At 49.8% G+C, this 22,005-nt stretch carries 18 protein-coding genes; 7 read left to right on the plus strand and 11 right to left on the minus strand.

Translation table 11 applies throughout. The annotated features are described in order from the left end of the window. Positions 1 to 29 precede the first annotated feature (29 nt). On the plus strand, positions 30 to 2,186 hold the full coding sequence (katG, locus tag CWI82_RS09970; protein ID WP_130203425.1) for a catalase/peroxidase HPI: 2,157 nt from the start codon (positions 30 to 32) through the stop codon (positions 2,184 to 2,186). 117 nt (positions 2,187 to 2,303) lie between these two features. Further along, a complete protein-coding gene (locus tag CWI82_RS09975; RefSeq protein WP_130203426.1) occupies positions 2,304 to 3,434 on the plus strand; it encodes a GGDEF domain-containing protein in 1,131 nt (376 codons plus the stop codon). Positions 3,435 to 3,454: 20 nt separating this feature from the next. Here CWI82_RS09975 and CWI82_RS09980 read toward each other — a convergent pair whose 3' ends face one another. Further along, positions 3,455 to 4,291 (minus strand): LysR family transcriptional regulator, encoded by an 837-nt coding sequence (locus CWI82_RS09980; RefSeq protein WP_130203427.1) that lies wholly within the window; start codon positions 4,289 to 4,291, stop codon positions 3,455 to 3,457. Positions 4,292 to 4,498: 207 nt separating this feature from the next. On the opposite strand from CWI82_RS09980, the gene CWI82_RS09985 reads away from it, so the two are divergent. The 3 genes from CWI82_RS09985 to CWI82_RS09995 are packed head-to-tail and all read left to right on the plus strand — an operon-like array spanning position 4,499 to position 8,943. Further along, the gene (locus CWI82_RS09985; RefSeq protein ID WP_092857531.1) at positions 4,499 to 5,674 is read left to right on the plus strand and encodes an acyl-CoA dehydrogenase; all 1,176 of its coding nucleotides are present in this window, start codon (positions 4,499 to 4,501) and stop codon (positions 5,672 to 5,674) included. Positions 5,675 to 5,701: 27 nt separating this feature from the next. Beyond that, positions 5,702 to 7,897: a thiamine pyrophosphate-dependent enzyme gene (locus CWI82_RS09990; protein WP_130203428.1), complete on the plus strand. Its 2,196-nt coding sequence runs from the start codon at positions 5,702 to 5,704 to the stop codon at positions 7,895 to 7,897. Further along, complete coding sequence (locus tag CWI82_RS09995) at positions 7,897 to 8,943, plus strand: malonyl CoA-ACP transacylase (RefSeq protein ID WP_130203429.1); 1,047 nt, start codon at positions 7,897 to 7,899, stop codon at positions 8,941 to 8,943. The genes CWI82_RS09990 and CWI82_RS09995 overlap by 1 nt, the downstream gene beginning before the upstream one ends. On the opposite strand, the gene CWI82_RS10000 is transcribed toward CWI82_RS09995, so the two are convergent. The 3 genes from CWI82_RS10000 to CWI82_RS10010 are packed head-to-tail and all read right to left on the minus strand — an operon-like array spanning position 8,903 to position 11,737. Beyond that, positions 8,903 to 9,718 carry a mechanosensitive ion channel family protein gene (locus tag CWI82_RS10000; protein WP_130203430.1) on the minus strand — a complete coding sequence of 272 codons (816 nt, stop codon included), beginning with the start codon at positions 9,716 to 9,718 and terminating at the stop codon, positions 8,903 to 8,905. The two genes, CWI82_RS09995 and CWI82_RS10000, sit on opposite strands and share 41 nt — an antisense overlap. Positions 9,719 to 9,746: 28 nt before the next feature. Then, positions 9,747 to 10,730, minus strand: coding sequence for a hypothetical protein (locus CWI82_RS10005; RefSeq protein ID WP_130203431.1), 984 nt, complete (start codon positions 10,728 to 10,730; stop codon positions 9,747 to 9,749). Positions 10,731 to 10,759: 29 nt separating this feature from the next. Then, entirely contained in the window at positions 10,760 to 11,737 is a 978-nt protein-coding gene (locus CWI82_RS10010; protein WP_130203432.1) for a Vgb family protein, read from the minus strand. A gap of 153 nt (positions 11,738 to 11,890) precedes the next feature. Here CWI82_RS10010 and CWI82_RS10015 point away from each other — a divergent pair, with 153 nt between their 5' ends. Next, entirely contained in the window at positions 11,891 to 12,517 is a 627-nt protein-coding gene (locus CWI82_RS10015; RefSeq protein ID WP_092857543.1) for a LysE family translocator, read from the plus strand. On the opposite strand, the gene recQ is transcribed toward CWI82_RS10015, so the two are convergent. Next, positions 12,514 to 14,367 carry a DNA helicase RecQ gene (recQ, locus tag CWI82_RS10020; RefSeq protein WP_407681430.1) on the minus strand — a complete coding sequence of 618 codons (1,854 nt, stop codon included), beginning with the start codon at positions 14,365 to 14,367 and terminating at the stop codon, positions 12,514 to 12,516. The genes CWI82_RS10015 and recQ overlap by 4 nt on opposite strands. A 108-nt stretch (positions 14,368 to 14,475) precedes the next feature. Here recQ and rarD point away from each other — a divergent pair, with 108 nt between their 5' ends. Further along, positions 14,476 to 15,375: an EamA family transporter RarD gene (rarD, locus tag CWI82_RS10025; RefSeq protein ID WP_130203433.1), complete on the plus strand. Its 900-nt coding sequence runs from the start codon at positions 14,476 to 14,478 to the stop codon at positions 15,373 to 15,375. Here the strand turns inward: rarD and uvrD are convergent. The 6 genes from uvrD to lysA are packed head-to-tail and all read right to left on the minus strand — an operon-like array spanning position 15,351 to position 22,005. Then, positions 15,351 to 17,546 (minus strand): DNA helicase II, encoded by a 2,196-nt coding sequence (gene uvrD / locus CWI82_RS10030; protein ID WP_130203434.1) that lies wholly within the window; start codon positions 17,544 to 17,546, stop codon positions 15,351 to 15,353. The two genes, rarD and uvrD, sit on opposite strands and share 25 nt — an antisense overlap. Before the next feature lie 60 nt (positions 17,547 to 17,606). Then, positions 17,607 to 18,332, minus strand: coding sequence for an HAD-IA family hydrolase (locus CWI82_RS10035; RefSeq protein ID WP_130203435.1), 726 nt, complete (start codon positions 18,330 to 18,332; stop codon positions 17,607 to 17,609). An 11-nt stretch (positions 18,333 to 18,343) separates the two neighbouring features. Then, a complete protein-coding gene (locus CWI82_RS10040; RefSeq protein WP_130203436.1) occupies positions 18,344 to 19,246 on the minus strand; it encodes a tyrosine recombinase XerC in 903 nt (300 codons plus the stop codon). Then, positions 19,233 to 19,940, minus strand: coding sequence for a DUF484 family protein (locus CWI82_RS10045; protein WP_092857551.1), 708 nt, complete (start codon positions 19,938 to 19,940; stop codon positions 19,233 to 19,235). The genes CWI82_RS10040 and CWI82_RS10045 overlap by 14 nt, the downstream gene beginning before the upstream one ends. After that, complete coding sequence (dapF, locus tag CWI82_RS10050) at positions 19,937 to 20,758, minus strand: diaminopimelate epimerase (RefSeq protein WP_130203437.1); 822 nt, start codon at positions 20,756 to 20,758, stop codon at positions 19,937 to 19,939. The genes CWI82_RS10045 and dapF overlap by 4 nt, the downstream gene beginning before the upstream one ends. After that, positions 20,755 to 22,005, minus strand: a complete 1,251-nt coding sequence (gene lysA, locus CWI82_RS10055) for a diaminopimelate decarboxylase (protein ID WP_130203438.1) — start codon at positions 22,003 to 22,005, stop codon at positions 20,755 to 20,757. Before lysA ends, dapF begins: the two co-directional genes overlap by 4 nt.

The raw sequence follows: 22,005 nt of genomic DNA on the forward strand, positions 1-22,005 counted from the left end.
ATGCTAACGAATTGAAACGAGGAGTTTTTATGAGTGACAATGCAGGCAAATGCCCAGTCATGCATGGCGGCAACACCGCTTCGGGCAAATCAAATATGGACTGGTGGCCAAATGCTCTCAATTTGGACATTCTTCATCAGCACGATCGCAAAACAAACCCTTTAGATCCTGATTTCAAATATTCTGAAGCGTTGAAACAGCTCGACGTGGAAGCACTGAAAAATGATTTAAAAGCTCTGATGACCGATAGCCAAGAGTGGTGGCCTGCAGATTGGGGACACTACGGTGGCTTAATGATTCGGATGGCTTGGCACGCAGCGGGCTCGTACCGTATTGCCGACGGTCGCGGTGGCGGTGGCACCGGCAATCAACGTTTTGCGCCATTAAATTCGTGGCCAGACAACGTTAATCTCGATAAAGCACGTCGCTTGTTATGGCCAATTAAAAAGAAATACGGCAACAAAATCAGCTGGGCTGACTTAATCATTTTAGCCGGCACGATGGCCTATGAATCAATGGGCTTGCCCGCTTATGGATTTGCCTTTGGTCGTGAAGACATTTGGCACCCGGAAAAAGACATTTACTGGGGTTCAGAAACCGAATGGCTAGGTAAAACCCGCTACGAAAAAGACGATAGCAAGACATTAGAAAACCCTCTTGCAGCAGTGCAAATGGGTTTAATTTACGTGAACCCAGAAGGTGTTGACGGCAATCCAGATCCGCTACGCACCGCACAAGACGTGCGTGAAACCTTTTTGCGCATGGCCATGAATGACGAAGAAACAGTCGCATTGACTGCGGGCGGTCACACCGTGGGTAAATGCCATGGTAACGGCAAAGCTGAAAACTTAGGTCCTGATCCAGAAGCCGCCGATGTTTATGAACAAGGTTTAGGTTGGAATAACACCAAAACTCGTGGCATTGGCCGTGATACTGTCACCAGTGGCATTGAAGGCGCGTGGACGACACACCCAACCAAATGGGATAACGGTTATTTCTACTTGTTATTCACTTACGACTGGGAACTGAAAAAGAGCCCAGCGGGTGCTTGGCAGTGGGAACCAATTAACATCAAAGAGGAAGACAAGCCGGTTGATGTTGAAGACCCGTCAATTCGCCATAACCCAATTATGACCGATGCCGATATGGCGATGAAGATGGACCCAGAGTATCGCAAGATTTCTGAGCGTTTCTATAACGACCCAGAGTATTTCTCAAAGGTATTTGCACGTGCTTGGTACAAGTTGACTCACCGTGACATGGGGCCATTGGCGCGCTATTTAGGCCCAGATGTGCCAAATGAAGAATTACTTTGGCAAGACCCAATTCCTGCGGGCAACACAGACTATGACGTTGCTGTCGTGAAAGCGAAAATTGCTGAAACTGGGCTATCGATTGCTGAGCTTGCCGCTACCGCGTGGGATAGCGCACGGACGTTCCGCGGTTCCGATTTACGTGGCGGTGCCAACGGTGCGCGCATTCGTTTAGCGCCTCAGAAAGATTGGGAAGGCAACGAGCCCGCACGTCTTGCGAAAGTACTCAGCAAGCTTGAACCGATTGCCAAAGCGACCGGCGCCAGCATTGCTGATGTGATTGTTCTTGGTGGTAACTATGCTGTTGAACAGGCAGCGAAAAATGCCGGTTTCAACATTGACGTACCGTTTACACCTGGTCGTGGCGATGCCACCGACGAGCAAACCGATATGGACTCGTTCGAGCCGCTTGAACCAATTCACGACGGCTTCCGCAATTGGCTGAAGAAAAACTACACCGTGCAACCAGAAGAGTTATTGCTCGATCGCGCCCAGTTAATGGGGCTAACCGCGCCAGAAATGACAGTGCTTATGGGCGGTATGCGAGTGCTCGGCACCAACTATGGTGACAGCAAGCATGGGGTCTTTACTGACCGGGTTGGTAGCTTAACCAATGACTTTTTCGTCACGTTAACGGATATGCGTTACAAGTGGGAACCAACCGGTCGTAACAGCTACGCAATTAAAGACCGCAAAACCAATGAAACAAAATATACCGCATCGCGGGTTGATTTGGTGTTTGGTTCAAACTCGATATTGCGCTCATATGCCGAGCTGTACGCTCAAGACGATTCACAGGAAAAATTTGTGAAAGACTTCGTTAAAGCGTGGGTCAAAGTCATGAATGCAGACCGGTTTGATATCGCGTCTTAATAAACCTTCACATTCACGCTCTGTTCGTTCAACAGAGCGTGAATGTAAGTTCGATTGTGCGAAACAGACGAACAGGCTATTCTGGGTTCAGTTTGTTGTTAACCCCGAGAGAAGCATGTGTTCATTCATCTGCCGACATTAATTATTACGACGATTATTTTAAATGGTGTACTCGGAACAACACTGCTCGCAATTCATCGTGCCATCCCGTCCCAAAAGAGCTTCAAGACATGGGCGCTCGCTTGCTTCTTATTTGCGTTGGCAAACATTTTAACTGCCCTACGAGGCACTCTTGAGCAACCTTGGCTCACCATTTTTGTGGCCGATCTATTGATCATCAGCGTGCCATTACTCGCATTACATGGCATGCGGCAATACCGACAACAAACAGCTATTGCGCCCACGAGTATCATTCTGACGTTAACCGGTAGCGCCGTTGTATTGGTCGTTGCTCAAGCTTTCGCATCGATTGCACAAGCAATCACCGCTATCATCTGTGGTTTGATTTACCTATTTGCCGCCAACTATCTTCGCCATATTCGACCTACACCACGTGTCATGCGACACTTATTAATGGGTCTGTTTGGGGTGCATGGCTTGTTGATGTTAATGATGGCGGGCACATCATTACAGCACATTGATACGCATCAAAATTTATTAACCTCTTTACTCATGGCGCACTTAATCATGACGACCATGACAACGTTGCTGTTTCCTGTCCTCGCGTTTTCCCATAATGAACGTCAGCTTCTAAAGATTGCGCATTTAGATGAACTGACGGAGTTATTTAATCGGCGTGCGTTTTTTGAACAAGGTGCGCTACTTCTCGCACAAAATAAGCAACTGGAAAAACCGTCCTGTATCTTGATGATCGATCTCGACCATTTCAAATCGATTAATGACAAGTTTGGTCACGCCGCAGGTGACGCATGCCTGCGCCACGTTGCCGAAATTATCCGAAATCACATGCGTGAACGCGATGTCGCCGCACGTATTGGAGGTGAGGAATTTGCCGTGGCACTCGCCGACGTTGACCGACCACAGGCAGAACGAGTAAGCCTACGTTTAGTTGAACGCATCGCCTCGCAGCCGTTGCATTTCGATGGCTATGATATTGCGCTGACCGTTAGTGTTGGAGGGATTCTTAACCGCAACAGCGCGCGCCCGTTGGATGACTTGCTCAACGATGCTGACACGGCGCTTTATGCAGCCAAAGCTGGTGGCCGAAACCAATTCAAATTTGCATGAGTGATTTGCGCGAATTCCGCTTAGCTTTGTTGTTGGCAAAGCAGCCGTAACCAATCTAATGCCGGTTGCCCCGCTTTTGAGCGCGGATAGGCCAAACCAATCGTGCGCTGTAATGTCACGTCTTGCAAAGGGCGTAAAACGACATCTTGGCGTTCGTGCAGCACATCAAAGTCCGGAACCAACGCGACTCCAACGCCCGCAGAAACTAAGCCCAGTGCATATTCAATCGTGTGAATGTCTGCGCGGATATCTGGCTGGATACCATTGCGAATAAGTTCCGGATAAAACTGCGACCAGGCATCGCACGGTGTCCGCTTGATCAAGGCGAGTCCATCAAAGTCTTCCAGTTGCAAACTTTGCTTCAGTGCTAACGGGTGGCCTGCTGGCAACGCAATCAAAAAATGGTCGGTCCATATTGGCAAAAACTGTTCGCCAGCCTTGAGCATTTTGGGCGTGATAATTCGCGCATCCGCTTCATCTTCTGGCTCAACCAAATGTAGTTCTAGCCCTTCAACACCAGCGCTAAATTCTCGTAGCAATTGACTCATTCGTTCCACGCCCAACGCGCGAATCAAGCCCAACCGGAATTGCACCCGCTTGACACTGTGCCGAAACGACGCCTTAAGCGACTGCATTTGACTCAGCAGGCGCCCTGCATGGCCATACAAGCGCTCACCATCTTCGGTCGGCGTGACGCCTCGCGATTGTCTGATAAACAGCACGGCGCCCAACTCATCTTCGAGTTGCTGCAACGCCGCTGACAAGCTGGGTTGCGCGACATGACAGGCGCGCGCAGCTGCGCTAATACTGCCGTTTTCGTACACTGCGACGAAGTAATTTAGTTGCCGTAAATCCATAGGTAAAAGCTATAGCTGGTTTAGTTTTTATATGATTTAACTTTACAACAAACAGGAGTAAAGTGAGAACAAATAAAAAAGCGTTGTTCGTTATTCGTGCGCTTCGCTGTTCGTCCGCTGCGCTATTCGAAGAGTGCGAAGCACGGACGAACAGTGAGTGAAACGAACGTACGAACAACGAATCACGTATTTAACAGAGGATTTCTCATGGCTCGTTTTCCTTTTGACTGGCAAGACCCATTCCAATTTTCATCCATGCTGAGCGAAGAAGAACGCATGATTCGCGATACCGCCCATCAGTACTGCCAAGAAAAGCTGATGACTCGGGTGCTAACGGCAAACCGCGAAGAGCGTTTTGACCGCGAAATCATGAACGAACTCGGCGAACTCGGCTTATTGGGCGCGACGTTGCCAGAAAAGTACGGCTGTGCTGAAGTCAACCACGTTTGTTATGGCTTGATTGCGCGTGAAGTTGAGCGTGTGGATAGCGGCTATCGTAGTGCCATGAGTGTGCAATCGAGCTTAGTGATGCACCCAATTTATGCCTACGGCACCGAAGAGCAACGCATGAAATACTTGCCGAAATTGGCAAGCGGTGAGTGGGTTGGTTGCTTTGGTTTGACCGAGCCAGATGCCGGTTCTGACCCTGCTAGTATGCGCACTACGGCGAAAAAAGTTGACGGCGGCTATGTGCTCAAAGGCAGCAAGATGTGGATCACCAACTCGCCGATTGCCGATGTATTCGTGGTGTGGGCGAAGCTTGATGGTGAAATTCGCGGCTTCGTGCTGGAAAAAGGTATGAAAGGATTGTCGGCGCCGAAAATCGAAGGCAAATTCTCACTACGCGCGTCGATTACGGGTGAAATTGTGATGGATAACGTCGAAGTGCCGGAAGATGCTTTGCTACCGAATGTCAGCGGCCTGAAAGGTCCGTTCGGTTGCTTGAACAAAGCGCGTTACGGTATTGCATGGGGCGCATTAGGTGCCGCTGAGTTTTGTTGGCATGCGGCGCGTCAATACACGCTTGACCGTCAGCAATTCAACCGTCCACTGGCAGCAACCCAGCTTATTCAGAAGAAGTTAGCTGATATGCAAACTGAGATTACCATTGGTTTGTTGAGCTGCCTGCAAGCTGGCCGTTTGATGGATTTAGACCAGTTACCACCAGAAACGATTTCACTCATTAAGCGCAACTCATGTGGTAAAGCGTTGGATATCGCTCGCGTTGCCCGCGATATGCACGGCGGAAACGGTATCGCTGATGAGTACCATGTGATTCGTCACGTAATGAACCTTGAAGCGGTAAATACCTACGAAGGCACGCACGATGTTCACGCGTTAATTTTGGGTCGCGCTCAAACTGGTTTACAAGCATTCGGTTAAACCCACTCGGTCGCAGGAGGTTTCCCTATGGCTGCAGCAATGCACCCGTGGCTGGTGGAGTTTATCCAGCGTATTGATGACCGTCGCTTACCCCCGGCGCATGCCGCCGGAGGAGTTTTAAGCGATGCAGACTTATTTGATTTATTCGAGTCGCAACTCGACAGCCGTTTACTGGATTTACAATCACGGTTGATGCAAGCGGCTGGGCAAAGCTTTTACACCATTGGTAGTGCCGGCCACGAAGGCAACGCTGCCGTCGCCAAAGCATTACGCGTTACTGACCCAGCATTTTTGCACTACCGCAGTGGCGCATTCTTTATTCAGCGCGCCAAGCAATCGCCTGGAAGCACACCGTTATACGACATGATGCTCAGCTTTGCGGCCTCGGCCGATGAGCCGATTGCCGGCGGTCGCCATAAAGTACTCGGCAGCTTGCATTTAAACGTGCCGCCACAAACCAGCACCATTGCCTCACACGTGCCCAAAGCCATGGGTACTGCTTTTGCGATTGGCTTATCGAAGCGCTTAAACCATCAAGGCACATGGCCACATGACGCGATTGCGATGTGCAGTTTTGGGGATGCCTCAGCTAACCACTCGACTGCACTCGGCGCCATTAACTCGGCCAGCTGGGCAGCGTACCAGCAAATCCCAATGCCGCTGCTGTTGGTGTGTGAAGACAATGGATTGGGTATTTCCACGCATACACCCAAAGGCTGGATACAGCAGCAACTGAGTCAACGTCCGTCGTTGAAATATTTCTTTGCTGATGGCAGTAACTTAGCCGAAACCTATTTAGTCGCGCGCGAAGCAGCCGATTATGTGCGACAAAAACGTAAACCTGCGGTCCTGCATTTACGCACCGTACGCTTATTCGGGCATGCCGGTGCTGATGCGGAAGTGGCGTATCGAAGCAAACAAGAAATTGCGCTCGACAGCGAACGTGACCCATTGCTACACAGCTGTGTAGCATTGATTAGCCGAGGATTACTCGATCACCAACAGTTGATTGCTTATGTGCAACAGCAGCAGCAACGTATTGCGCGTATTGCAACACAAGCATCACAGCAGCCGAAGCTAGAAACCGCAGAACAAGTAATGGCGTCGATTGTACCGCCGCGGCGCAAAGGTGACTTCCCCGTTCCGGTAAGCGGTGAACAACGCGCTAACTTATTTAAGTGGGACAAGCACAATGCTGGGAAACCACAGCATCTGGCAAAACTGATTAACTTAGCCCTGCACGATTTGATGGCGCAACACCAAAACATCGTCATGTGTGGTGAGGATATTGCCAAGAAAGGCGGCGTGTATCACGTCACGCAGCACTTGATGGAAGCCTTTGGTCCGAATCGGGTACTGAATACGGTACTGGATGAACAGAGTATTCTCGGGCTAGCGATTGGTATGGCGCAGCAAGGCTTTATCGCGATGCCAGAAATTCAGTTCTTGGCTTATGTGCATAACGCCGAAGACCAAATCCGCGGTGAGGCCGCAACGCTGTCATTCTTCTCCAATGGTCAGTACACCAACCCGATGGTAATTCGAATTGCCGGGTTGGCGTATCAACGCGGCTTTGGTGGACACTTCCATAATGACAATTCGTTTGCGGTATTCCGCGATATTCCGGGCGTGATTTTACTGTGTCCATCGAATGGTCGTGATGGCGCCTTACTGATGCGTCAGGCCGTTGATTTAGCCGCACGTGAGCAACGTGTCGTCATCATGCTCGAACCCATTGCGCTCTATATGACCCGAGACTTACATCAAGAAGGTGACGGCGGCTGGTTAAATGAGTATCCAGACCCGTCGGAACCAACACCAGCATTGGGCGAGCCTTCTATTCACGGTGACGGTGAAGAGCTTGCGATTATCTCTTACGGTAATGGCTATTACTTAAGCCGTCAGGCTGCGGCGAAACTGGCCGACCAAGGCCGTAAGGTTCGCGTGCTTGATATTCGCTGCTTAGTTCCGCTCCATGTGGATAAAATCATTGATGCACTGGCTGGCTGTAAAAAAGTTCTTATTGTGGACGAATGTCGCCGTCGTGGCTCACTGAGCGAGGAGTTATTCACAGCGCTGCATGAAACCAAGCCGGGTTTGTTCACTGTTTCGCGTCTGAACGCCGAAGATAGTTTTATTCCGTTGGGTAAAGCGGCTTATAGCGTGTTGCCGTCAACCGAACAAATCATTGACCAAGCGAACCAATTGTTGGAGGCAAACTAATGGCTCATGAACGCAAAACAGCATTGGTTGTTTGCCCGGGTCGTGGCACTTACAACAAGCCGGAACTTGGTTCAATTTTGACGAACATCGGCGAAAACAAGCCTGAATTAACTCAATTATTGCATCAGATCGACGACGTTCGCACCCAGTTAGGGCAGCCAACGGTGACCGAGCTTGATCAAGCGCCACTATTTAAAACCTCGCTGCATCAGAAACCTGAGAATGCCGCCGCATTAATTTATGCCGGTGGTTACCTTGATTACCTTGCAATCGACGACCAGCGCTTCGAAGTTGTTGGTATTACGGGTAACTCCATGGGTTGGTATACCGCCATGGCAAGTGCTGGTTGTTGGGATATCGAAACCAGCGCACGGTTGGTAACCAGCATGGCGCAGTTAACCGCTGGTGGCGAAGGTGCGCAATTTATCTATCCGATTGTGGATGCTGATTGGCGGCCGCACCAAGGTTATATCGATGCCGTCAATGAGCAACTCGCACGCTTCCCCGACGAGTTGAAAATGTCGATTCGCTATGGTGGCTATGCGGTGCTTGCCGGCTCTGAGACGGCCTGCACCGAGGCGGTTCGAGCGTTACCTCGGGTTGATGATCGGTTCCCGATGATTTTACCCGGTCACGCCGCATTCCATACCCAATTTATGAACGAAGCGTCGCAGCAAGCCCTTGAATTATGGCCAACCGCGGCATTTCGAGCGCCACAAGTACCACTAATTGATGGTCGTGGTCATATTTGGTCACCGCATGTGGTGGATAAAGCCGCTTTACATCAATACACGCTCGGGCATCAAGTCACACAAACCTATGATTTTACCCGTGCAATTCAAACGGCGGTGAAAGAGTTTGCGCCTGATCATATTATCTTATTAGGGCCTGGCGCTGGATTAGGTGGTGCCGTTGCCCAAGCGTTAATTGAAATGAACTGGCAAGGGCTGAACAGCAAAGCCGAATTTGCAGCGCGCCAGCAAGCTGACGCGCCGTATGTGCTGGCTATGGGTTTACCGGAACAGCGTGCTCTGGTGACAGGTTAGCAAACTTAACTTCGATAGCGCGTAGGCGAGCTTTGCCGCGCGCTGTTAAGTCCGTCATAAATTGAAACTGTTGACGTGGGTCAATCGGATACGCTTTTAAACGATAATGCGTGCCCCATGGCTGTTCGCTAATAACGACAGTAATTGGCTGTTTTAATTGCACATAAGGACTAGTTAAGGCCACATCTTCCAACAATTGCTTCACTTGATGCGCGTCGTGATCGGCCGTTAAGTAAAAGCTCGTTACGCACATCAGACTCGGTCCACCGTTATTGGCATTATGAATCAAGCCAGTCCACAGTTTTAAATGTGGCACAAACACCACCGTATCATCGGGTGTAACTAACTCCACCGCCCGCATACCGATATGTTTCACTTCGCCATAGGTGCCATCCACCTCAATCCAATCGCCCGGGCGATAAGGCAACTCGTAAACGGCAACAATGCCGGCAATTAAGCTGCTGGCGTAGTCTTTCATCGCGAAGCCGATTGCTAGCCCTGCCGCACCTAATATCGCAATCATGTTCTGGACCGTGGTTTCAATTACCATCGGCACAATCCAAATCGTCGCCAAAACAAACACAACGACGCGTAAGGTTGGAATCATGGCTAATACAAACAACCGTTGTTTGCCATGTAAGTGCTCAGCAAGCCACGGAAATAATTTCTGGCTCAGCCAAATAATGGCAACCGAAACCGCAATCACCAATGCAATTTCGATCACCGCATCGCTGGTGACGGTTTTAAACAGACCGATGATTTTTTCTGTTTCCATACTGTGGTCCTAGTGTTTGCGTCTGTTGTTAAAATGCATCGACATAAAAACCGCGACTTTTAAGAAAATCGCGGACCGCTAAGTAACCATAAACGGTTACTTGCCATTGTTCTTCGTTATAACTAATCAGTCTTGCTTGTTGTAATTGCAATAACTGCACGTCTAGCTGAGCTGCCGCAATAGTTGGTAAAAGTCGCTGCAGGGCTGCACCGCTCAGGCTTCTGTGTAACAACAGGGAATACAAAACAAATGCGGTTTCGTCGCCACAGTCAGGTGGCATACTCGGCAAATCGTGATCATCATTTTGTTCGACGGCCCACAGTGCCAGTGCTAAGCCAACATTACCGAGAGCACGAGCGGCCAAAGCTTTGAGTTTTTTCTCATCAGCTTGAATACCGACTTGTCGCAATAACGCTTCGTTGGCAGCTGCAAAGCAGTAGACATTAGGAAGATGCACCGGCCATGCGCGTTGCAAAAATGCAAAGCTCCAGCTATCGCAGATCACCAGACCTTGCCCCAACTCGCCACGCATCAGCTTGGGTAACAACGTGCGAACAAAGGCCATGCCGTCTGTACGGCGCTGCCAGTAGTTGGCAAGATCATCAATCAGCCACTGCTCGGTTGCTTGGTCTTGCCACCAGGCATCGATATCAACGCCACTTAGCTGAGCTTCTGCAGGCGCCGTTAACTTATTCCAATGGTGCCGCTGAGCCCATTCACGGGCAATGGCAGCTGTGCCACTAAATGGCGGACTAATTAAAAACTTTATGCCAGCGTCACCCTCAGCACGCCATTCGCCAAGCGCATCTTCAAGCGCATCGGCACCAGCTTTTAAATCAAACTCGCGATACCCCGGAAAATCCGCTTGCTCTTCATCGTCAGCGGCTTCATCAGATTGCGGGAATAAATTTCGAATGTGCTGGAATAGCTGTTGTACGCGGGTGCTCGCGGGTGCATCTGGCCGCTCAAATTCGGCCAGACGAATCACCCGCCAGTGATTGTCAGATGACATAAAATCCGTGTCCTTGTATTACTAACGCCCTATTCATAGTAGGTGATAGTAGCACGCCCGACGGTATTTGCATCAGTACCAAACCAAAGTGCGCGGCTATCTGGATCGTAGACCATGTGGCGAATGGTGCCGCCACCACTTTCTACCTCAAATGGTTTGGTGAACGTTTCGCTGACCGAATCAAAACCGACGATACGATTTGGCTGAACACCGGTTTCAGCAGCCCATACATACCCGCGGTTATCAACCGCCATGGCGTAGGGCATCGCGCGAACGCCGGCTGGCATCGGCCATTCTTTAATTTCATCTGTGGCTGGGTTCCAACGTCCTAAATAGCCGCCAGCATAATCGACATACCAAAAATGGCCGTGTGCATCGACACCTAAGCGACGCGGACGATTATTATCACGCGGCAGCTGAATCTCTTTAATTTCGTTGTTGTCATCAAGTGTTACGAGTTTATTCGTGCCAAACAACGTGGCCCATGGTTTACCCTGAAACACCACAAGACCATATGGCCGAGCATTTTTGGTCGGCACATCCCATAATGTGATGTTGTTGGTTTTGGCATCCATGTGGCCAATTTGATTCGCCCCTTGAGCGCTAAACCAAATATCGCCATTCATATCGAATTCCATGGTATGCACGTCGCGACGCCCTTTACCCGGCAACGGATATTGCGTGATTTCGTAGGTATCACGATCAATCTTGCCTATATGTGCACCTTTGTTGCCTGCATACCAAGCACCGCGATCGTCCACGATAATATTGTGTGGCCCTGCACCTTCCGGCAAATCAATACGTTTCATCTCACCGGTTTGCGGATTTAACACGGCGGCGTAATCTGAACGTTGGCCGACAAACCAAACTTCATCTTCAGCCGCGACATAAGGGTCGCGCGGCCGTGAATTTTCCCATGGCACCTGCCATTCGGTGATTTCGAGTGTGGCATTAGCTGGTTCGGCCGGTGTGCCACTGAGCATCAGTGCTAACGTCATTGATAACATTACAACCTCCACTTCGATATTCGCTATTAGATATTGGATATTAGTAATTACTAAACAGCTTAGCCGAAATTAACGAAGAATTGATCGCATGTGACTCCGTGCCTTTGCTAATATCTAATATCCAATAGCTAATATCTTTCTATGGCTTTTCTTATGTTTGAGATCTTTATCGCTGTCTTATTCTTTGCTTTCTCAACGACCATAACACCGGGTCCGAACAACGTCATGATCATGTCATCCGGCATGAACTATGGCGTTAAGGCTAGCATGCCGCACTTTTTAGGCATTTGTTTTGGCTTCCCCCTGATGGTGTTGCTGGTGGGGTTGGGTTTTGGCGTGATTTTTGATCGGTTCCCAAATTTACATCAGCTCATTAAAGTTCTCGGCGTGCTCTATTTGTTGTGGTTAGCTTGGCATATTGGTACTGCTGAGCCGCAAGCCATTAAAAAGGGCGAGAAAAAGCCGTTTACGTTTTGGCAGGCGGCATTATTTCAATGGGTGAATGCAAAGGCTTGGGTGATGGCTTCAGGCGCCGTCGCGGCGTTCACCACAGTGCATGGTTCGCCGTTACTCGAAGTATTAGCAATCACTTTGGCATTTTTGCTGATGGCGTTTCCGTGCGTAGGTGTGTGGTTAGTGTTTGGTTCGTTACTGCGCAAGATTTTGACTAATCCCATCATGCAGCGTCTATTCAATATCACCATGGCACTTATTTTAGTGTTATCGATTGTGCCTGTAGTGATGGAGTTATGGCGATATTACTTTGCGCCAGCAGTTTAAAAGCTGCTAATCGGTTCATCGTCGGCGTCTAAATAGGCAGTAATTGCGGCGATGAACTCTTGCCCGTAACGCTCAAGTTTTTTCTGTCCTACGCCAGTGATAGCGAGCATTGCCGTTTCATCGGTTGGATAACTGACGGCCATTTCAACCAAGCTGGTGTCGTTGAACACCACAAATGGCGGCACTTCTTCAGCATCTGCAATAGCTTTACGAAGCGCGCGCAAGCGGCGGAACAATACTTTGTCATAATCGCCACGGTCGGCTACACGAGGTTTACTCACCACCAGGTTAATGCGCGGCTCTGCTAGTTGTAATGCAACTTCACCACGCAACACGGGCCGTGCGGCGTCGGTCAGTTGTAACACACCAAATTGCTGCACGTTTTGAATCACTAAACCACGATGGATGAGCTGGCGAACCACACCTAACCAATATTCATGGCTTTGCTCGGCGCCAATACCATAGGTGGATAGCTTGTCGTGACCTAACTCCACCAAGCGTTGTGACTTACTACCACGCAATACATCAATCACATGATTGACGCCAAACCGCTGGCCCACGCGATAAACGCAAGACAACACTTTCTGCGCATCCACAGTGCCATCATATTGGCGTGGCGGATCAAGACAGATGTCGCAGTTGCCACAGGGCTTGTCACGATATTCATTGAAGTAGTTCAGTAACACTAAGCGGCGGCAGGTCTGCGCTTCACTCATAGCTTGCATGGCGGCAAACTTATGCAGCTCAATACGGCGACGATCTTCATCGGGATGATCGTGAATGATAGATTTTATCCAGGCCGCATCAGATGGGTCATAGAGCAATACTGCTTCCGCTGCTAAGCCGTCACGGCCAGCGCGACCTGTTTCTTGATAGTAACCTTCGACACTGCGCGGCACATCAAAGTGCACGACAAAACGCACGTTAGGTTTGTTGATACCCATGCCAAAGGCGACGGTGGCTACCACCACATCGATATCATCGCGAACAAAGCCACGTAGCACGGTCTCACGTTGCTGGTGCTCCATGCCGGCATGATAACCCGCCGCTCGTAAGCCTTCGCGCTGTAACTTCTCCGCCAGCTCTTCAACTTTTTTACGACTACCACAGTAGACAATGCCCGAAGCTCCGCGCTGTTTTTTAATGTAGTCGGTGACTTGCTTGTACGGTTTATATTTTTCTTCAACCACATAGCGAATATTGGGCCGATCAAACGAGCCTTTATAGACCACTGGGTCATGCAAGTGCAGGCGACTGATAATATCGGCTTCTGTGGCAGCATCGGCGGTTGCCGTTAATGCCATAAACGGTACATTCGGCAAGGTCTCGCGCAATTGCCCAAGCTGCCCGTATTCAGGCCGGAAATCGTGCCCCCACTGCGAAATGCAATGCGCTTCATCAATCGCCACTAAGGTCACCGGCCATTGTTGCAGCAAACGAATAAAGAAGCCTTGCATGGCACGCTCGGGGCTGACATAAAGTAACCGAATTTGGTTACTATTGAGCTGCTGCATGATGTCGCTGTTTTGCTCTGGGGTTAAACCGTTATTCAATGCGGCTGCCGCAACCCCCATGGTTTGCAGTGCTTCGACTTGGTCTTGCATCAAACTGATCAACGGCGAAATCACCACGGTTAATCCGTCTGAGTGCAATGCGGGTAATTGATAACAGAGTGACTTCCCGCCACCAGTTGGCATTAATACCAACGCATCGCGTTGCTGTTGCACGGCCTCAATTACCTGCAATTGGCCTTCGCGAAATGCGGTATAGCCAAACACATCGGCAAGAAGTTGTGACAGTGCGGACTCAGACAAAACAGCGTCTCCAATTGACGGCAAGCTCGTATTCACTCTATTGTATGCATCCCGCTTGCGAAGCTCCACCAACGATCGCGTAAATCCGTGATATTCTGTCGGTGAGTGCTGATTTTTCGTACAATTCAATGTGAGATGCTCGACATGACTGATGATGCCGCCCGCAGCCGCCAAGGTGTGTTCTTTGCTATTGCCGCTTATACCATGTGGGGCGTTGCACCGATTTACTTTAAATGGCTGCAAGAAGTCCCGGCGCTTGAAATTTTAAGCCACCGAATCATCTGGTCATTTGTCTTGGTGTTCATCCTAATAATGGCGCTACGCCGCGGTAATCGATTAAAGCCAGTGCTACAAAATAAACAACAAATGGCGCGGCTCACCCTTGCCACTTGCTTGCTCGGCGGTAACTGGTTTTTGTTTATTTGGGCAATTAATAACAACCATATTCTCGATGCCAGTCTCGGCTATTACATTAATCCGCTATTAAACGTCGCCATTGGCATGGCGTTCTTTGCTGAACGGATGCGCAAGATGCAGCTGATTGCCATTGCGCTGGCGGTGGTCGGTGTTTTAATTCAGGTGATTTCATTTGGTTCGGTGCCGTGGGTGGCGCTGGCACTTGCTTGTAGCTTTGCTATTTATGGTGCGATTCGTAAACGGTTACCGATAGATTCAATTACCGGACTGTGGTTAGAAACTTTGATATTAACCCCAGCGGTACTGGTCTACCTGGTATTCTTCGCCAGCTCGAGCGCCGCCGATATGACCCAGAATACTTGGCAAATTAATACCTTGTTAATTGCAGCTGGCGTGGTCACCACCGCACCACTGCTATGTTTTACCGCGGCGGCGCAGCGTATTCGTTATTCAACGCTCGGATTCTTTCAGTATATTGGCCCAAGCCTCATGTTTATTTTGGCGGTTTGGGTGTATGGCGAACCTCTCGCCGCAGACAAGCTCGTGACGTTCGCCATTATTTGGGTGGCATTAGCGCTTTACAGCATTGATACTCTGGTGCATCAACAACGCTCTAAACGCGCATAACCGACGACCAACCATTTACTACCCACATCGTCAAAATTCACCTGAATACGACTTTGTGGGCCAGTACCTTCATAGTTCAATACCGTACCTTCACCGAACTTGGTGTGGCGAACGCGCTGCCCTAGGCTATAGCCCGTTTGTTCAAACGCTTCGTGGCTGGCACCGCTGTGGAAACGACCTAGCGCATGCGATTGATGAGTGGTGCGCGACTGCAGACGCACATGGTGGAGCATTTCCGGTGGCATTTCCCCAACAAAACGACTCACTGTGCTGTGCTTTTCTTGCCCATAAATGCGGCGCGATTCAGCATAGCTGATCACCAATTTTTGCATGGCTCGCGTCATGCCGACGTAACACAAGCGACGTTCCTCCTCGAGCCGGCCACTCTCACCCAGCGACTGTTGCGATGGGAATAGCCCTTCTTCGACACCACTCATAAATACCAGCGGAAACTCCAAACCTTTAGCGCTGTGCAACGTCATTAACTGCACGGCATCTTGATGCTCATCAGCTTGCTCCTCACCCGATTCAAGTGCGGCATGAGCCAAGAAGGCATTCAGTGGTGTCATCTCATCTTCAATCACGCTATCGAGCGTGTTGAAGTTATCACAGGCGTTCACCAGCTCTTTTAAGTTCTCAACGCGCGTTTCTGCTTTTTCACCCTTTTCGGCTTGAAACATCGCCATTAAACCACTTTTCTTGATCGCAGTATCAACTTGGCGACCCAATGGATAGTCACTGGTTTCATCTTCTAAACCGTCAATTAAATCCAAAAAGGCTTGTACAGCATTACCAGCACGGCCACTGAGAACTTTTTCTCGCACTAACTGTTTAGCGGCTTCCCACAACGGCAAGCCGCGCTCACGGGAGCCTTCTCGAATAATCCCTAGCGTTCGATCACCAATACCGCGCGTTGGCGTATTAATCACGCGCTCAAACGCAGCGTCGTCATTGCGACTTGCAACTAAGCGCATATACGCTAAGGCATCTTTAACTTCCATGCGATCGAAGAAGCGTAGACCGCCATAGATGCGATAAGGAATACGGGCATGCAGTAAGGCTTCTTCAAGCACGCGCGACTGCGCGTTACTGCGATATAAAATCGCGACATCTTGTAAGGCGTTACCTTGTTCGTGCCACTGCTCTATGCGCCCTGCAATGTAGCGCGCTTCGTCCATTTCATTGAATGCTGCATACAAATCAATCGGCTCGCCGGCACTGCCGTCCGTCCACAACTCTTTGCCCAAACGGCCTTGGTTATTGGCAATCACTTCGTTGGCAGCAGTGAGAATATTGTTGGTCGAACGATAGTTTTGCTCGAGCCGAATCGTCAATACATTGAGGAAATCGCGCAAGAACTGCTGAATGTTTTCAACCCGTGCGCCACGCCAACCATAAATCGATTGGTCATCGTCACCAACGATAGTCACATGATTGGTTTCATCGTGGCCTTGCCCGACGCCTGACAATAACTTGATCCAGCCATATTGAATGGCGTTGGTATCTTGAAACTCATCTACCAAAATATGCCGGAAGCGGCGCTGATAATGTTCACGCACATGCTTGTTATTGCGGATGAGTTCATAGGCACGTAACAGCAACTCCGCAAAATCCACTAAGCCGGCGCGATCACAGGCTTCTTGGTATGCTTCATAAATTTCTTTAAAGGTGCGCTCATTGAAATCAAAGCCATCGAGATGATGCGGGCGTAATCCTTCATCTTTTTTACCGTTGATAAACCACTGCGCTTGCTTCGGCGGCCAACGTTTTTCATCGAGGTTCAAACTGCGCATGATGCGTTTGATTAAACGTTGTTGGTCGTCACTATCTAGAATCTGAAAGTTTTGCGGTAACCCCACATCCATGTAATGGGCGCGTAGTAATCGATGCGCGAGCCCGTGAAAGGTACCAATCCACATGGCGCGTACCGAGCTGCCTAACAACTGTTCAATCCGCCCACGCATCTCCGCTGCGGCTTTGTTGGTAAAGGTCACCGCCATGATGCTGTGCGGCGAAATGCCTTTGGCTTGAATCAGCCAAGCAATGCGGTGCACCAACACCCGCGTTTTGCCACTGCCCGCGCCAGCGAGCACCAACATATGGCGTTCAGCCGCACCGACGGCTTCGCGTTGTTTGTCGTTCAATTGTGCGAGTAATGGATGATGCTGCATGAATAATTACCAACAAATAAAAAGGGCAGTGTAGTCACTGAACACTGTATATGCAACCAGTTACTTCGGTGCTCGCAGTAATTGGTCAGTGAGTTGTTGCAAATCGTTGTATGCCAACGTCGGCAATACTTGTAAGTGTTCGTACTTTCCTAAACCACCGGTAAACCATGCGCTTTGCCAACCCACACGATGCGCACCAAGCACGTCGGCACTCGGACTATCGCCAACATGCAGCCAGTGCCGCGGGGCAATTTCCGGTAATTGTTGTTGGGCCGCCAAAAACATATCAGCAAACGGCTTACCACGCAGTACATCAGATGGCTGATAGACACCCGTGAAATAGTCACTAAGACCAATTTCAGCTACGTTGACGTTGCCGTTACTCAGTGCAAATAACGGATAGTACTGCGCCAATTGCGCCAGCGCAGCATGTACCTCTGGACTAATTTCAACGGCGTTACGATGCGCCATAAAGTGCGCAAATGCGGCATCGACACCGGCGTTAATTTCATTTTCGGTAACGGCAAATTGGCGCAAGCCTTCCGCAAGAGCGACGCGCCGTAGTTGCGTCATATTGCTCGATAAATCCGGTTGTGCACGCATAATTTGCAAGCGATGTTGCAGCCAATCTGACGCCTGCCATGGCGCCGTTTGCGGGAATTCATTCGCCAAGAAATCGCGCACCGCTTGTTCTGCGCGTTGCATCACGGGAACATTGTTGTACAAGGTATCGTCGAGATCGAAACTAATGGCTTTGACAGGATATAAACGGCGATAAAACTGCATGAATCAACCTATTACTTTTTCTTACGCGCTCGCGGGTGAGCGCCGTCATAAACTTTTGCTAAGTGCTGAAAATCAAGATGCGTATAAACTTGCGTTGTACTGAGGTTGGCATGCCCAAGGAGTTCCTGTACCGCGCGCAAATCACCGCTTGATTCTAACATATGTGACGCAAATGAGTGGCGGAGTTTATGCGGATGCAACTTGCCCTTCAGCCCCTGCTGTTGACCCCAATAGTTCAATCGTTGCTGCACCGTACGTGGGTTAATCCGTTGTTGCCGTTGCGAGATAAACAGCGCCAGCTCAGTGATATTGCCGCCCAGCCACTGGGCGCGTATCGGTAACCAACGTTCTAACGCTTCTGCGGCACAGCGACCATAAGGCACAATACGCGTTTTGTTGCCTTTACCGAGTACGCGAAGCTCGCGATGTCGCGATTGAATAGCATCCACATCGAGCGCCACGAGCTCAGCCAAGCGCAAGCCACTGCCATACAAGAGCTCCATCATGGCGGCATCACGAATGGCGAGAGGATCATCTTGAGGTAATTGTAATAACTGACTGATGCTGTCAACATCGAGATTCTTCGGGAGTCGTTTTGCTTTGCGCGGCGCTTTCAGTTGCGCCGCTGGATTATCGGTTAGCCAGCTTTCCCGAATAAGATATTGACAAAACGTACGCCAAGCAGCTAAGCGCAATGCCAGCGACGCATCGCGAAGACCGCGGCGGCGCCAACTCACAAATAAACGTTCAAATACCGGTAAATTAAATTGCTTTGGTGTGTCGACTCGCTGACTCGACAACTCGACAATATCATCAGCGAGAATGCGACCGTAACTCGTTAGCGTGTGTTCGGCGAGCCCGCGCTCGCCGGCAAGGTGGTCTAAAAATCGTTGCCGTAGCTCAGACAGTGTCATGATGGTTGGCTTGATGCTGCAGTAATGGCGGCAACAATTTACTGAGCAACGCTTGCAGTTGGCGTACGAGCAAGGTGTCCATAGCGGGCTCAAAATGCCCTGCATCATGATTACCGATGGCGAGCATACCTAATTCACCTTTATTGCCGAGCAATAATAATGCCACCGAGGCAATCGGTTCATCAGGGAATAATAGTTTCTTCTCGTCTGCCGTGAGTCTGCCTAAATACACATGGCTGTTTTGGAACCGTTTGCTCAGTAGCATTTTGTGCGTATCTGCTGCAAACGTGAACTGCTCATCTAGCTCAATCGGGCTGTCGAAAAATTTCAGCCGTAACGCCGGCATATTCAGTCGTTCAGAGAACGTTTGTTGCAAGGCGTCCATAATTCCCGGTAAGTCTTCACACTCTAACAGGCTGACATAGAGTTCGCTGTAGGTTTGAAATAACTCTTCGTTACGCCGCGCCGTCACCATTAAATCGGTTATCTCTTCTTCGAGTTGCATAATCCGTTGACGTAGCACTTGCTGTTGCCGCTCCACTAAGGATACCGCACCACGCTCTTGATGACGCAGGCTTAGCTGCTGCAATAGCTGTGGATGACGCTCAAAAAAGTCCGTGTTTTCTTCTAAATATTGCGCAATGAGCGTGTCATCGACGACCGGCGTTTCAATTTTTTTCATTTCTGTTGTCATAATTTTATATGTCCATCATAAACATGCTCCGCAGAACCGGTCATGCGCACTGGTTGTCCCGGCTGCCAGCGAATGGTTAGAAAGCCACCAGGTAGCTCAACCACAACTTGATCATCAAGCTTATCTTGACGCATACCAATCACCGCCGCAGCACAAGCGCCACTTCCGCAAGCTTGGGTTTCGCCGACGCCACGTTCAAATACCCGCAATTTGATTCGATTCCGCTCAACCACTTGCATAAAGCCCACATTAACCCCTTCAGGAAAGCGCTCATGCGTCGCTAATGCTTGACCTAGCGACTCAACCGGTGCCGTATCAATGTTATCGACTTCAATCACGCAATGCGGATTCCCAATGCCCATCACACCTGCCAAGATGGTTTGATCTTGTTCGCGCAAAATGTAAGTTAACTCTTCTTTATTCGCTTTAAAGGGTACCTCTGCAGGCGAAAAGGTCGGGTACCCCATTTCTACCGTAATGCGCCCGTCGCGCTCATGATGCATGACCATTTTGCCGGCTTTTGTACTCACTCGCAGATGGTTTTTGTTGCTTAGGCCTTTTAGCTTCACAAACAATGCAAAGCAACGTGCTCCGTTACCACATTGCGCTACTTCAGAACCATCCGCATTGAAAATACGATAATGAAAATCTAAATCAGGATCGTACGGCGGTTCGACTAACAGCAACTGGTCAAAACCGACCCCACGATGGCGATCGGCCCAATGCCGAATTTGCTCTGGATTCACATAAATATTTTGGGTGACGCTATCAATCACCATGAAGTCGTTGCCGAGCCCATGCATTTTCGCAAAATTCATTCTGGCATCTCCATGATTTGCTCACCTTTCCATAACTCGCTGAATGTTTCGCGCTGACGAACAACCTGTGCTGAAGCGCCTGCCACCATAACTTCAGCAGCACGCGGACGCGTATTGTAATTGGAGCTCATGGTAAAACCATAGGCGCCAGCATTCATCACCGCCAATAAATCACCTTCATTCGCCATAATATGACGCGCATGACCCAGAAAGTCACCGGTTTCACACACTGGCCCAACAACATCAACAATGGATGTACCGGCTTCGTTCTGCTGCACCGGAATAATGTCGTGGTAGGCTTGATAAAGCGCCGGGCGCATCAAATCATTCATGCCTGCATCGACCAATAAGAAATCTTTGTCGACACCAGGCTTATGATATTCCACGCGCGTTAATAAAACGCCAGCGTTGCCGACAATAGCTCGGCCTGGTTCGAGCATTAGGGTCAAGTTACCGACTCGGGCTGCGCGTTTTTGCAACTCAAGTAAGTAAGCACTCACATCCAGCTCACTTTCATGTTGGTATGGAATTCCCATACCACCACCCATATCTAAATGGGAAATCGCAACGCCATCACCGCGTAGCTGCTCAATCAGCTGTAGCATTAGGTCTGCAGCATCTAAAAATGGTGCGGGCGACAAAATTTGCGAGCCGATATGGCAATCTAAACCCTGCATTTTAATATGCGATAGGCTCTGTGCTCGCAGCGCAACCTCGCGCGCTTGCGCCATTGCTATCCCAAATTTATTACTCTTTAAGCCGGTCGAAATATAAGGGTGTGTCTGTGCATCAACATCTGGATTAACCCGCAACGAAACTGGCGCTGCGGCACCATGGACCTTGGCAACCTCATTCAAACGCTCCAGCTCGGCTGCTGATTCGACGTTAAAGCAGTAAATGCCTTGCTCTATGGCATAGGCCATTTCCGCGCGGCTTTTGGCTACCCCTGAAAAAACCACGTCTTGCGCCTTACCGCCGGCTGCTAAAACTCGCGCTAACTCGCCGCCGGAGACAATATCAAAGCCCGCACCTAGTTGTGCCAACACGCTCAGCACCGCTAAGTTACTATTCGCTTTTACGGCGTAACACAGCTTATGTGGAGCTGGCCAATGGGCGGCAAACTGTCGCCAGTTTTCTAAGATGCGTTGGTGCGAATACACATACAACGGCGTGCCGTACTGTGAAGCCAGTTCACTCAAGCTACACTGCTCGGCATACAGAGCGCCATCACGATAATCAAAACTCAT

Origin of the sequence: Pseudidiomarina tainanensis (assembly GCF_004214835.1) — a bacterium.
GTDB lineage: Bacteria > Pseudomonadota > Gammaproteobacteria > Enterobacterales > Alteromonadaceae > Pseudidiomarina > Pseudidiomarina tainanensis.